The organism is Agrobacterium sp. NPDC089420, from assembly GCF_044900305.1.
In the GTDB taxonomy this organism is placed as follows: domain Bacteria; phylum Pseudomonadota; class Alphaproteobacteria; order Rhizobiales; family Rhizobiaceae; genus Agrobacterium.
Map to the genome: position 1 here is coordinate 211,632 of NZ_JBJDMY010000007.1, position 12,643 is coordinate 224,274.

At 61.3% G+C, this 12,643-nt stretch carries 14 protein-coding genes and 1 tRNA gene; 8 read left to right on the forward strand and 7 right to left on the reverse strand.

The window, feature by feature from the left end; all coding sequences use genetic code 11:
• The first annotated feature begins 40 nt into the window (after nt 1–40).
• The 5 genes from yajC to ACI2KA_RS13665 all read left to right on the forward strand — a co-directional run bounded on the left by yajC (nt 41) and on the right by ACI2KA_RS13665 (nt 4,903).
• A complete protein-coding gene (gene yajC / locus ACI2KA_RS13645; protein ID WP_404502833.1) occupies nt 41–388 on the forward strand; it encodes a preprotein translocase subunit YajC in 348 nt (115 codons plus the stop codon).
• Nucleotides 389–470: 82 nt separating this feature from the next.
• Entirely contained in the window at nt 471–3,035 is a 2,565-nt protein-coding gene (gene secDF / locus ACI2KA_RS13650; RefSeq protein ID WP_404502835.1) for a protein translocase subunit SecDF, read from the forward strand.
• A complete protein-coding gene (locus ACI2KA_RS13655; protein ID WP_404502837.1) occupies nt 3,035–3,427 on the forward strand; it encodes an Mth938-like domain-containing protein in 393 nt (130 codons plus the stop codon). Before secDF ends, ACI2KA_RS13655 begins: the two co-directional genes overlap by 1 nt.
• Nucleotides 3,428–3,450: 23 nt before the next feature.
• Complete coding sequence (locus ACI2KA_RS13660) at nt 3,451–4,296, forward strand: phytoene/squalene synthase family protein (RefSeq protein WP_404502839.1); 846 nt, start codon at nt 3,451–3,453, stop codon at nt 4,294–4,296.
• A 148-nt stretch (nt 4,297–4,444) separates the two neighbouring features.
• Nucleotides 4,445–4,903, forward strand: coding sequence for a hypothetical protein (locus ACI2KA_RS13665; RefSeq protein ID WP_404502840.1), 459 nt, complete (start codon nt 4,445–4,447; stop codon nt 4,901–4,903).
• 20 nt (nt 4,904–4,923) lie between these two features.
• Here the strand turns inward: ACI2KA_RS13665 and ACI2KA_RS13670 are convergent, their stop codons facing one another.
• The 3 genes from ACI2KA_RS13670 to lipB form a co-directional block, all read right to left on the reverse strand.
• A complete protein-coding gene (locus ACI2KA_RS13670; RefSeq protein ID WP_404502842.1) occupies nt 4,924–5,859 on the reverse strand; it encodes a DMT family transporter in 936 nt (311 codons plus the stop codon).
• A 72-nt stretch (nt 5,860–5,931) separates the two neighbouring features.
• Nucleotides 5,932–6,999 carry an NAD(P)-dependent alcohol dehydrogenase gene (locus ACI2KA_RS13675; protein ID WP_404502844.1) on the reverse strand — a complete coding sequence of 356 codons (1,068 nt, stop codon included), beginning with the start codon at nt 6,997–6,999 and terminating at the stop codon, nt 5,932–5,934.
• A 66-nt stretch (nt 7,000–7,065) separates the two neighbouring features.
• Nucleotides 7,066–7,797: a lipoyl(octanoyl) transferase LipB gene (gene lipB, locus ACI2KA_RS13680; protein WP_404502846.1), complete on the reverse strand. Its 732-nt coding sequence runs from the start codon at nt 7,795–7,797 to the stop codon at nt 7,066–7,068.
• Nucleotides 7,798–7,986: 189 nt separating this feature from the next.
• Between lipB and ACI2KA_RS13685 the strand changes: the two genes are divergently transcribed.
• Together ACI2KA_RS13685 and ACI2KA_RS13690 are read left to right on the forward strand one after the other, a co-directional pair.
• Nucleotides 7,987–8,071, forward strand: a tRNA-Leu gene (locus ACI2KA_RS13685).
• A 180-nt stretch (nt 8,072–8,251) separates the two neighbouring features.
• Nucleotides 8,252–8,677 (forward strand): PAS domain-containing protein, encoded by a 426-nt coding sequence (locus ACI2KA_RS13690; RefSeq protein ID WP_404502848.1) that lies wholly within the window; start codon nt 8,252–8,254, stop codon nt 8,675–8,677.
• Between the two features lie 75 nt (nt 8,678–8,752).
• Here the strand turns inward: ACI2KA_RS13690 and ACI2KA_RS13695 are convergent, their stop codons facing one another.
• Nucleotides 8,753–8,920 carry a Thivi_2564 family membrane protein gene (locus tag ACI2KA_RS13695; protein WP_003502827.1) on the reverse strand — a complete coding sequence of 56 codons (168 nt, stop codon included), beginning with the start codon at nt 8,918–8,920 and terminating at the stop codon, nt 8,753–8,755.
• Between the two features lie 111 nt (nt 8,921–9,031).
• Between ACI2KA_RS13695 and ACI2KA_RS13700 the strand changes: the two genes are divergently transcribed.
• A complete protein-coding gene (locus ACI2KA_RS13700; protein ID WP_404502850.1) occupies nt 9,032–9,457 on the forward strand; it encodes an OsmC family protein in 426 nt (141 codons plus the stop codon).
• 3 nt (nt 9,458–9,460) lie between these two features.
• On the opposite strand, the gene ACI2KA_RS13705 is transcribed toward ACI2KA_RS13700, so the two are convergent.
• From ACI2KA_RS13705 to ACI2KA_RS13715, 3 genes are read right to left on the reverse strand one after another with little or no spacing between them, the layout of a single operon-like run.
• Nucleotides 9,461–9,955, reverse strand: a complete 495-nt coding sequence (locus tag ACI2KA_RS13705) for a peptide deformylase (protein WP_404502852.1) — start codon at nt 9,953–9,955, stop codon at nt 9,461–9,463.
• A gap of 17 nt (nt 9,956–9,972) precedes the next feature.
• Nucleotides 9,973–10,275 carry a hypothetical protein gene (locus ACI2KA_RS13710; RefSeq protein WP_404502854.1) on the reverse strand — a complete coding sequence of 101 codons (303 nt, stop codon included), beginning with the start codon at nt 10,273–10,275 and terminating at the stop codon, nt 9,973–9,975.
• Nucleotides 10,275–12,575 (reverse strand): FdhF/YdeP family oxidoreductase, encoded by a 2,301-nt coding sequence (locus tag ACI2KA_RS13715; RefSeq protein ID WP_404502856.1) that lies wholly within the window; start codon nt 12,573–12,575, stop codon nt 10,275–10,277. Before ACI2KA_RS13715 ends, ACI2KA_RS13710 begins: the two co-directional genes overlap by 1 nt.
• Between the last annotated feature and the right edge of the window lie 68 nt (nt 12,576–12,643).

Sequence of the window (12,643 nt, forward strand, 5' to 3'; positions counted from 1 at the left end):
GCGGCATCCAAGGTCGTGCCGTAATTCTGAGGAGTTTTATATGTTCATTAGTCAAGCTTTTGCCCAGGACGCAGCGGGCGGCGCATCGGCCTTCGGTTCCGGCCTTGAAATGCTTTTCCTGTTTGCGCCGCTGATGGTGGTCTGGTACTTTTTCCTCATCCGTCCGCAGCGGGCGCAGATGAAGAAGCGCCAGGAAACGCTGTCGGGCATTCGTCGCGGTGACCAGGTCGTTCTCGGCGGCGGCATCGTCGGCAAGGTGACCAAGGTCATCGACGACAATGAACTCGAAGTCGAAATCGCCGAAGGCGTGAAAATCCGTGCCGCGCGCGCTTATATCGCCGAAGTGCGCGTGAAGGGCGAAGTGGTCAAGACGGAAGCCGCTTCCTGATCCTGCCGGATAACCGATGCCTGCTTCCGAATTTTGACGGGTTGCGCCATCCGCGCGACCCCCAACCCTGACCGAGATCGAAATGCTTCATTTTTCCCGTTGGAAAACAGTCTTCATCTGGCTGCTTGTGCTGGCAAGCGTCTTCATCGCCTCTCCCAACCTGTTCACGGACAAACAGCTGGAGGGCATGCCCGCCTGGTACAAGGACAACAAGGTAACGCTCGGTCTCGACCTTCAGGGCGGCTCGCACATCATGCTCAAGATCGAGCGTTCCGACATTGTCAAGGAACGGCTCGAAACGATCGTCGGCGATGTGCGCACGCAGCTTCGCGACGCCAATATCCGCTATTCGGGGCTGACCGGCAACGGCCAGCAGATTCAGGTCCGCATCAGCGATCCCGCCCAGGTGGAAGCCGCCAAGACCGCACTTCGCGACCTGACGCAGCCGGTGTCCGCCGGCACGCTGGTCGGCGGTTCTATCACCGAAGTGACGATGAATGACGGCGGCGACAATCTGCTGCGCATCAATCTGACGGATGAGGGTATCGATTACCGCCTGTCGTCGGCCGTATCGCAGTCGATCGAAGTCGTGCGCCGCCGCGTCGATGAAGTCGGCACCACCGAGCCGCTTATCCAGCGCCAGGGCTCAGACCGCATCATCGTGCAGGTGCCGGGTCTTCAGGATCCGCAGCGCCTGAAATCGCTTTTGAACCAGACGGCAAAGCTGTCCTTCCGCATGGTCGATACCACCATGCCGGTGCAGGAAGCGATGAACGGCCGTCCGCCCGCGACCTCCGAGGTTCTCTATTCGCAGGACGATCCACCGGTTCCCTATCTGGTGGAACGCCGCGCGCTCGTTTCCGGCGACAATCTCGTCGACGCACAGGCAAGCTTCAACCAGCAGACCAACGAACCCGTCGTCACCTTCCGCTTCGACAGCCGCGGCGCGCAGCGCTTTGCACAGGCGACACAACAGAATGTCGGCAAGCCCTTCGCCATCGTGCTCGACAATCAGGTTATTTCCGCGCCGGTCATCCGCGAGCCGATCATCGGCGGTTCGGGGCAGATTTCCGGTAATTTCTCGGTGCAGGGCGCAAACGACCTCGCGGTCCTGCTGCGCGCCGGTGCATTGCCGGCGACGCTGACCGTGGTTGAAGAACGCACCGTCGGCCCGAGCCTCGGTAACGACTCCATCACCGCCGGCCTGACGGCGAGCGCCATCGGCGCTGTCGGCGTCCTCATCTTCATGTTCGTCTTTTATGGCTTCTTCGGCCTGCTGGCGAACATCGCCCTTGTCGTCAACGTCGTCATGCTGCTCGCCGTTCTCAGTGTGATCGGATCGACACTGACATTGCCCGGTATTGCCGGTATCGTGCTGACCATCGGCATGGCGGTGGATTCCAACGTTCTGATCTACGAGCGAATACGCGAGGAGGTGAAGAGCGGCAAACCGCTGATCCAGTCACTGGATAACGGCTTTACCCGCGCCTTTGCGACCATCATCGACGCCAACCTGACGACGCTGATCGTGGCGAGCGTGCTGTTCTACATGGGCACCGGTCCGGTCAAGGGCTTTGCGGTCACGCTTGCGGTCGGCATCATCACCACCGTCTTCACCGCCTATACGCTGACGGCGTGGATGTTCGGTTACTGGGTTCGCCGCAGCCGCCCGAAACACCTGCCGAAGGGTGTCCGCACCGCCATGTTCGATGGCCGCGACATTCCCTTCATGCGTTATCGCCGCGTGGTGTTCATGATCACCGGTGCCATCATGCTCGCCTGTATCGGCGGTTTCATCGGCAAGGGCCTGAACCTCGGCATCGACTTCCAGGGCGGCTCGGTCATCGAAGTGCGCGCCAAGCAGGGTGAAGCCGATCTCGCCGATATCCGCGAGCGTCTGAACCAGCTCAATCTCGGTGAAATCCAGGCGCAGAATTTCGGCACGCCGCAGGATGTCCTCATCCGTATCCAGGCGCAGGACGGCGGCGAAAATGCCGAGCAGTCGGCCATCACCATGGTGCGCGGCGAGCTGGAGGACAAATACGATTTCCGCCGTGTGGAAGTCGTCGGGCCGGCCGTGTCGGGTGACCTTACCTTTACCTCCACGATCGGCATCCTGCTCGCCATGACGGCGATCATGGTCTACATCTGGGTTCGCTTCGAGTGGCAGTTCGCGCTGGGTGCGGTCATCTCGATGGTGCATGACGTGGTCTTCACCATCGGCCTCTTCGTCTTCCTGGGGATAGAGTTCAACCTCACCAGTATCGCGGCGATCCTGACGATCATCGGTTATTCGCTGAACGACACCGTCGTCATCTACGACCGTATCCGCGAAAACCTCAGGCGTTATAAAAAGATGCCGCTGTCGATGATCATCGACGTGTCACTGAACCAGACGCTGTCGCGCACGATCCTCACCGGTCTGACCGTGCTTCTGGCGCTGCTTGCGCTTTACCTCTTCGGCGGCGAGGTCATTCGTTCCTTCACCTTCGCCATGCTGTTCGGTGTCGGTATCGGCGTGTTCTCCTCGCTCTACATTGCCGCTCCGGTGCTGATCGCCTTCAAGCTGCGTCCTGACAGCAAGGATGCGGAAGACGAGAAGGACGAAAAATCCGGCAATGCCGTCGGCGGCAAGCCTGCCGTCTGATGGCTGGCGGGATCGAAATACGCCCGGCCCATTTTCCCGGCCGGGCGCCCATCGATGTCTATGGCAATGGCGGTTTCCGTTTTGCCGACATGTCGCATCGCGGCTCGCTTCTGCTCCTGCCTTCGGGCATTTACGGGTGGGAGCCGGTCGATGCGAAAGAACTGACCGTCGGGCATTTCGAAAAGGTTCTGGCGGAAGCGCAGGATATCGAGGTGCTGCTGATCGGTACGGGTGACGGCATGCGGGTGCTGCCGAAGGAATTGCGCGCGGCCTTCAAGGAAGCGGGCATTTCCGTCGATCCGATGAGCACGGGCGCTGCCGTGCGCACCTATAACATCATGCTGTCGGAATCGCGCGCTGTCGCCGCGGCGCTGATTGCCGTCGAAGGCTGACAGGACGTTTCGCGCGGGGAACCATGGCACCCATAGAAAATCTCGACGTCTGCCTTGCGACGCTGCGCGATACCGATCGCGACCGCTATCTCGCCTGTCTTCTGTCGCCTGCCGATAAACGCAATGCGCTGGCGGCACTTTACGCCTTCAATGCCGAAATCGCCCGTATCCGCGATTCGGTGCGCGAGGCTCTGCCCGGCGAAGTGCGCATGCAATGGTGGCGCGACCTGCTTGAGGGCAATGCGCATGGGGACAGCCAGTCCCACCCCGTCGCCGCCGCACTTCTGGCGACGATCGAGCGGCATCGCCTGCCGCGCCCGGTGCTGGTCAATATGATCGAGGCGCGTATCTTCGATCTTTATGACGATCTGTTCGAGGATCGCAATGCGCTTGAAGGCTATGCCGGCGAAACCGCTTCGGCGTTGATACAGCTTGCAAGCCTCGTGCTTTCTGCGGAAGACGCCGCGGAGAACGCCGAAGCGGCGGGCCATGCGGGCGTGGCGCAGGCCATGGCCGGCATGCTGCTGCTCATGCCGCTCAACCGGCGCCGCGGCCAGGTCTATATTCCCGCCGACATGCTGGCGGCGGCAGGGCTTGACCGCGAGACCTTCCTTGAAGGTCAGGACAGGCAGCGTATCGGCATTGCCATCGAGATTTTCGCGGCCCACGCGCTGGATCATATCGAAAAGGCGCGACGCGCGACTATGTCGAGAAACGTCTTTGCCGCCTATCTTCCCGTTGCTTTATCCGGTCCGGTCATTGCCGCCGCCCGAAGGGCGGGCGCAGGCGTGTTCGATGGCGACCTGCAATTGTCGCAGCTTCGCCGGCAATGGCTGCTGGCAAAGGCGTCTTTCCTCAAGCGTTTCTGACGGCGCAAACCGCGCATCGCGGAGAAAACCGCCGCCGCTCCGCAAGGAGCCACACTTCACGCAAGCCTCGGCCTTTATGAACCCGAACCGGGTTCGCGTCGTTTCGAGTCGCGAATCGAGAAGTTTTGGTGCTGAGGGAGCGTTCCGGATGAATCTAGCAATCTGGATTATCGTTTTCGTGCTGCTTGCGGTCTTTGCCGTTTATGCCTGGCGCATGTCGCGGGCGACGGAGGATGACAACAGCCATGATGTGGGGCAGGCGATCATGGACTTCGCCCGCGCCTTTCCCAACGAGGCGATCAGAAGCCTGCACATGACAGCGGATGGCGGGGCGGCCTTCGTGCGGCTGCACGACAACAAGGCTGGTTTCATGCGCAATATGGGGTCCCACTATGTCTGCGTGATGATCGATCCGGAGCGTATCAGGGTCGAAAGCCTGGAGAGCGGCGACGGCTTCGTCGTCACTTTCTTCGACATGCCGAAATATAGCGGCTCATACCGCTTCAAATCCGCCGGTGAAGCGGCAGAGGTTTCTTTGTGGCTGCTTGGCAGCCTCGTGGAGGCGCAGGACCACCACGATGAGGGGCCGCTGCCCTCCGGCGCCTGAAGGCGTGCGGCTTTGCGCCGTCACTGCCCGTCGAGCGGCGGTGTCGCGTGCGCCTGCTTGCTTTCCCGCCAGATGATGAACAGGCCGGATGCGACGATGATGAGGATGCCGAGCCATTTCGACGGCGTCGGGAAATCCGAAAACAGTGCATAACCGAGGATCGTCGCCGAGATGATCTCGAAATACTGGAACGGCGCCAGCAGCGACAGAGGCGCCAGCCGGAAAGCCCTGACGATCAGCAGGTGCATGTAGCCGGATATCGACCCCAACAGGATGAGCAGCATAAGCGCAAAGCCGGATTGCGGCAGCGAGATCGCAAAATCCCTGTCGCCCAGCGTATCGCCGGCCAGAAGCACCGCGCCCATGAAGATCGTGCCGGCGATGCCGGACATGGTCTGCATGACCAGCGGGCTGTCCGCGTCACCGATGGCGCGGTTCAGGAACAGGTAAAGCGTATAGAGAAAAGCGCAGGCGACCGGCAGCAGCGAGGTCCAGCCGAAGATTTCGAAGCTCGGCTGAATGACGATCAGCGCGCCGCCGAAACCGACGACAATCGCCGTCCAGCGCTTCCAGCCGACCTTGTCGCCGAGGAAGAGGGCCGACATCATCGTCAGCATGAAGGGCTCGACGAAATAGATGGCGAAGACATCGGCAAGCGGCATGTATTTGACGGCGGCGAAGAACATCAGGCTGGCTGAGGCATGCAGCACGCCGCGCAGGCAATTCATCCACGGCCGTCTGGCGCTGAACAGCGCTCTGGGCGAAACCACGAGCAGCAGCGGCAGGGTGCAGAGCACCTGAAAGAAGAAGCGGTAGAAGGTCACCTGCGCCGGCGACATGCCGCCGCTCACCGCCATGTATTTGGCGATGGCATCCATGACCGGCAGCACGAACATGCAGCCCGCCATGATGGTCATGCCCTTGGCGATATCGCTGAAACCGGTCTGGCTGCTCATGGGTCAGGCTGTGCTTTCGACCGAAAGGTCCAAGGAGGAAGGGGACGCCCGAAAGGCCGTCCCCTCTCAAGGTCAGGCGGCCTTCTGGCGCGGCAGGCTCTTCATATCAATGACGAAGCGATAACGCACATCGCTTTTTATCATGCGTTCATAAGCGTCATTGATCTGATCGATGTCGATCATCTCGATTTCGGCGGCGATGCCTTTTGCGGCGCAGAAATCCAGCATTTCCTGGGTCTCGGGAATGCCGCCGATCATCGAGCCGGCAAAAGTCTTGCGTCCTGGAATGAGGCTGAAGGCCAGCACCGAAAGCGGCTTTTCCGGCGCCCCCACCTGCACCAGCGCACCGTCACGTTTCAGCAGCGCCAGATAGGCGTTGATGTCGTGATCGGCGGCGACGGCATCGATGATGAGATCGAGGCTTGCGGCGGCCTTTTTCATCTGCTCGGCGTCGCGCGAGACGATCACCTCGTGGGCGCCGAGCTTTTTGGCGTCTTCCGCCTTGCCGGGCGAGGTGGTGATCATCACCACCGTGGCGCCCATGGCATTGGCAAGCTTGACGGCCATGTGACCAAGGCCGCCGAGGCCAACCACGCCGATGCGCTTGCCGGGACCGGCATTCCAGTGGCGCAGCGGCGAATAGGTGGTTATGCCGGCGCAGAGAAGCGGCGCTGCCGCGGCGGGATCGAGCCCCTCGGGAATATTGAGCACATAACGGTCGTCCACCACCACATGGGCGGAGTAACCGCCAAGCGTATGCGCGCCGCCGCCCATGGCCTTGTCCGGGGAATTATAGGTGCCGGTCATGCCGTTTTCGCAATATTGCTCCAGCCCTTCGGCGCAGCTTGCGCATTCGCGGCAGCTGTCGACGATACAGCCGACGCCGACGCGGTCGCCCGTCTTGAATTTGGTGACCTGCGAACCCACCCGGCCGACCCGGCCGATGATTTCATGGCCGGGAACGCAGGGGTAGAGGGATCCCGGCCATTCGCTGCGGGCCGTGTGGATATCCGAGTGGCAGACGCCACAGAATTCGATCTCAATTTCGACATCGCGCGGACCCGGATCGCGACGCTTGATGGCCGCGAGCTTCATCGGCGATGAACCGTCATCGCAGGCATAGGCGGACGTTGTGAACATGGTCGTTCCTCCTCTTGTGGTGATCGATGCTGCAAACACCGGCCGGCGGCAAAGGTTGCGGTGGGATCAGCCGCCCGCGCCGGTTTCGGGCACTGCCGGGCCAAAAACCTCCTCGAAGGCCTCGCGCAGCAGAACGTCGACGTCGCCGATCATAACCGGCAATCCGAGATCGACAAGGCTGGTGACGCCATAGGCGCTGATGCCGCACGGAACGATGCCGGAAAAATGCGTGAGGTCGGGATCGACATTGATCGACAGCCCGTGAAAGCTCACCCATTTACGCAAACGGATGCCGAGTGCGGCGATTTTGTCCTCGGCCATGCCGCCATCGGGCAGCAGCGGCTTTTCCGGCCGCCTGACCCAGACGCCGACGCGATCCTCGCGCCGCTCGCCGCGGACATTCATCTTGTCGAGCGTCCGGATGATCACCGCTTCCAGCGCGGCGACATAGGCGCGGACATCCTGCCGGCGGCGCTTCAGGTCGAGCATGACGTAGACGACCCGCTGGCCCGGCCCATGATAGGTATATTCGCCGCCGCGCCCCGTGGCGAAGACGGGAAAACGATCCGGTTCTATCAGATCGGCAGCGTCGGCGCTGGTGCCGGCGGTATAAAGCGGCGGGTGCTCCAGAAGCCAGACGAGTTCGTCAGCCTCGCCGCTGGCAATGGCGGCCACTTCCCGCTCCATGTCCTCGATTGCCTGCCCATAGGGCACGAGACCTTCCGAGATTCGCCAGCGAACCGGCGGCGAACCGGCGGCGGGCAGCATGTTTGTCTCGATATCGGTGCGTGTGAGCATGAAAAAGTCCTTTCCACAGCCTTCTCGCAAAATGGCGGCAGGCCGGCAAGCCCAGCATTTCCGGGCTTCCTGCATATAGGGTGGCGTGGTGGGATTTTTAATTTCAAAAAACTGTCACGACGCTCTTGTGCACCGAAAATCCTTTTGCTACATGCACCCCCGTCGGCGCAAGTCGATACCTACCACGATGCGGTCGTGGCGGAATTGGTAGACGCGCAGCGTTGAGGTCGCTGTGGGGCAACCCGTGGAAGTTCGAGTCTTCTCGACCGCACCAAAGAAACCCGCTTCGGCGGGTTTTTTCTTTTTCAGCCAGTTCATTGGCGTCGTTTCCTCAATTCTCACATCAGCTGTACCGGTTTGTTCCGAACCGCCAATTTTTGGTGGATATCGGGAAGGCGCATGACAACTATGCCGTTCACCCTGCAAAAACGAGGGGTGGAATCTTAGAGGTCTGATGTTAGCTTTTGTCAGGAAAAAATGTCCGGGGGTTTTCGTGCTGGGGGACAAGGCGGATTCAGACAATGCGCTCGGTTATTATATGTGGAGCATTTCGGACAACAGGCTGATCATGGACGCGGTTACCGCGGAATGTCATGGATTTTCCGAACCGGTGGCCTCGCTCGGGGTGACGATCGAAGAGGTTCTTGAAAAAATCGATGTCGAGATGCGAGACCTGGTGGCGCAGGCGATTTTCGACAGCATCACCACCGGTGTCTTTTTCGACCAGCGTTATAAGGTCAATCTGCCGGATGGTTCGGTTCGCTGGATCGTGGCCAAGGGCAGGGCGATTTTTGATGCGGACAATACGCCGTTTCTCGGTATCGGCAGCGTTCGGGACATAACCCTGAAGAAGGCGTATCAGTTCGAGCCGCGCCAGTAACCGTCAGCCTTTTCAATTTTCGATATAAAAGAGGCGGCTTTCGCCGCCTTTTTCTGTTCGCGTGTCACCGGGACATCAGAAAACCGCGAGATATTTCAGCAGAGAAATGATGCCGATGATGATGACGATCACCTGGGCGATCTGTTTCGCGCCGCCGCCGACGGGCAGTCGCGCGATGAGCCACAAGACGAGCACAATCACCAGGAAGGTGATCAGAATGCTGACGAGCGTAGATGTAACCATATGTCCCAGCTCCCTTTTTAATCGATCTTCAACGGTCGTTCACCGTTGCGTGAGTAAAAGCGCGAGGCTAGTTTTGGTTCCATTGGCCAAAATCGAGAGACGGGGCGGCGTGTGAATCAGTTCAGGGTCAAGAAGCGACCGACGGGCGCGACCGTTACGCTTGCCCGTCTCGGGCATCCCGATGTCGTCACCGCAACCGGCGGCGCGCTGACGGTTGTGACGGCGGCTTCGGAGCCGGGTTTCAACCCGCTAGATCTTCTCTATTCATCTCTGGCCGCCTGTCTGGCGCTGAGCGCCCGGATAGCGGCGAGCCGTATGGGAATTCTCGACCGGTTCGAAAGGGTCACCGTGCATGTCTCCGGCGAAAAGGCGGAAGAGGAACCATCGCGGATTGTCCGTTTCGATATTCGCATCGGGATCGAGGGGGATTTCGACGGGCCGACGCGCGCCGCGATCGCTCATGCCGCCGAAGATATCTGTACCGTCAGCAACACGCTGAAGGGTGACGCGCAATTCGTGCTGTCGCTCGCGGGCTGACCGTCAAGGCTTGCGGGATTTTTCCCATTTTTTCACCAGCCGGTCGCGTTTCAGCTTGGAGAGGCGTTTCAGCCAGAAGATGCCGTCGAGCTGGTCGATTTCATGCTGGATGCAGACGGCATGGAAACCCTCGGCGGTCTGCCGGTGCTCCTTGCCGGATACGTCCTGAAACCTTAACTCGACCTCGGCCGGCCGCTCCACCTCGTCGGTGAAGCCCGGCATGGAGACGCTGCCCTCGACATGCCGCATGGTCACGGCCGACCGGCGGATGATTTCGGGATTGACGTAGGTCAGGACGGTTCCCGGCGTCAGCTCCAGCACGAAGACCCGGTGTTTCACGCCGATATGGGCGGCGGTGATGCCGACGCCCGGGGCGGCGCGCATCGTGTCGGTCAGGTCCGTGACGAGATCGTTCAGCTGCGCGTCAAAAACCGTGACCGGCGCGCAGACATCGGAAAGACCGGCATGGGGGTAGGGCAGGATCGGCCTGATTGCCAAGGAATGCTCCGTTCGTTTCAAATCCGCGAGGAAGAGGCGGCGAGTGTCCGTCCTTGCGCCGTCGTCTCCAGAAAGCTGCGCTGGGTGCGGGCGTCGCGTTTTGTCACCCGCACATAGCGGGGCGACAGGGCGGCGATTTCACGCAGAACGAAGGCATGGGCGAGACCCAGCCGGTTGGCGATGCTGCGGCTGTCGGTGGCGATATCCAGATGGACCGCCAAGAGGATGGCGGCGCCCGTGGCGGTCAGCGCTTGCGAAGACCCGTCTTGGAGCCGCTCCACCGCCGCCATGAAGGCGGCAGCGGATTGTTCCTCATCCATCAGGAGGCATCCTGGCGCAGGCGGACGGAAACCAGCACCGATTTCGATGTCGGCGTGAAGCTGCCTTCGCCATAACTCGACAGCGGCACCAGTACGTTCAGTTCCGGATAATAACCGCCGACGCTGCCCTGCGGGATATTGTAGGGGACCAGCCGGAAATTTTCCGCGATGCGCTGCACGCCGTCGCCATATTCGCCGATGACATCGACGCGCTGGCGCGAATGGGCGCCAAGCGCCTCCATGTCCTTCGGGTTCATGAAGATGACGTGGCGTTCGCCATAGACGCCGCGATAGCGGTCATCCATTCCATAGATCGTGGTGTTGTACTGATCGTGGCTGCGGAAGGTCTGCAATACGAACAGGTCATCGCGCGTGAGCGCCTGCTGGTGTTCGGTCTGCTCGGGCAGCGGACCGCTATAGAAGGTGGCCTTTTTCGCCGGCGTGTTCCATTGCCGTTCGGCCGCCGCGTTGCGCAGGTGAAAACCGCGGGGCACGCGGACACGTTCGTTGAAATTGTCGAAACCGGGGAGAACCCGCTCGATCATGTCGCGGATGAGATCGTAGTCATCGGCAAGCGCCTTCCATTGCACATGGGCGTTGCCGAGCGTCGCTTCGGCGATGCCGGCGATGATCGCGACTTCCGAGCGCAGTTCGCCGGAAGCGGGCGGGTTGATGCCGCCGGAGCCATGCACCATGCTCATGGAATCCTCCACCGTGACGATCTGCGGCCGACCCGCCGAATTGCGGTCGATTTCCGTTCGCCCAAGGCAGGGCAACACGAAGGAGGTTTCGCCCGGCACCAGGTGTGAGTGGTTGAGCTTGGTGGCGATGTTGACGGTCAGCTTCTGTTTTTCGAAAGCCTTGATGATCAGCGGGCTGTCGGGCGTCGCGCGCAGGAAATTGCCGCCGAGCGCGATGAAGGTCTGCGCCTTGCCGTCCAGCATGGCGGCCACGGCCTCCACGGTATTGTGGCCGGGCTTGCGCGGCATCGGCACGCCCAGTTCCTTCTCCAGCGCGTCGAGAAGGGCAGGCGGGGCTTTTTCGTCGATGCCGACTGTGCGGTCGCCCTGTACGTTGGAATGGCCGCGCACCGGGCAAAGGCCGGCGCCGGGGCGGCCGATATTGCCGCGCAGCAGCATGAAATTGGTGATTTCACGAACGATGATGACAGAATGTCGGTGCTGCGTGACACCCATGGCCCAGGTGGCGATGACGGAGCCGGCATTCATGTAGATGCGGGCCGCTTCCTCGATTTCGGCACGAGTGAGGCCGGACTGGTCGAGAATGCTTTCCCAGCTCGTCGCCTCGACGGCGGCGCGATAGGCCTCGAATTCCGCCGCATGTTCGGCGATGAAGTCGTAATCGATGATGGCGGGCTCGCCCGCCGCCCGCGCGGCATCGTCGGCCGCAAAGACCGCCTTGCTCATGCCGCGTACCGCCGCCATGTCGCCGCCCTGGCGGGGCTGGTAATAATTGGTGGCGATGCGGGTGCTGCCGCCGGTGATCATCTCCACCTTGTCCTGCGGATCGGCGAAGCGCTCCAGCCCCTTTTCGCGGATGGGGTTGAAGACGGCGATGCGGGCGCCACGAAGGGCGGCGCGGCGCAGGTCGCCCAGCATGCGGGGATGGTTGGTGCCGGGATTTTGTCCGATCACGAAAATTGCATCCGTCTGTTCGAAATCCTCAAGCAGCACGGTGCCCTTGCCGACGCCGATCGAAGCCTTCAGGCCGACACCGCTTGCCTCGTGGCACATGTTGGAACAGTCGGGAAAATTATTGGTGCCGTAAAGCCGGACCATCAACTGATAGAGGAAAGCCGCCTCGTTGGAGGCGCGGCCGGAGGTGTAAAATTCCGCCCGGTCCGGGCTGTCGAGGCTTTTCAGGATGCGGCCGATCTCGGCAAAGGCGTCGTCCCAGGAGACCGGCAGATATTTGTCGCTCGCCCTGTCGTAACGCATGGGATGGGTGAGGCGGCCCTGTTTTTCCAGCTCGTAGTCGGACCAGCCGCGCAGTTCGGAGACGGTGCGGGTGGCGAAGAAGTCCGGCGGCACCCGCGCTTCCGTCGCTTCCCAGGCGACCGCCTTGACGCCGTTTTCGCAGAATTCGAAGGAGGAGCCGTGTTCGGGGTCGCCCCAAGCGCAGCCCGGGCAGTCAAAGCCGTCCGGCTGGTTGGTCTTCAGCAGGATGCGGGCGCCGGACAGCGGCGCTCCGGATTCCATGAGCCGTTTGCCCACACTTTTAAGCGCGCCCCAGCCGCCCGCCGCGGAGGATGCCTTGCCAATGAAGTCCGTCTTGCTCATTTTTCTGGTTTCCCGGAATTTGCCTGCCTGATGCTGAGATGGGAGGCGGCTTGCCGTTTGTCAAAGTC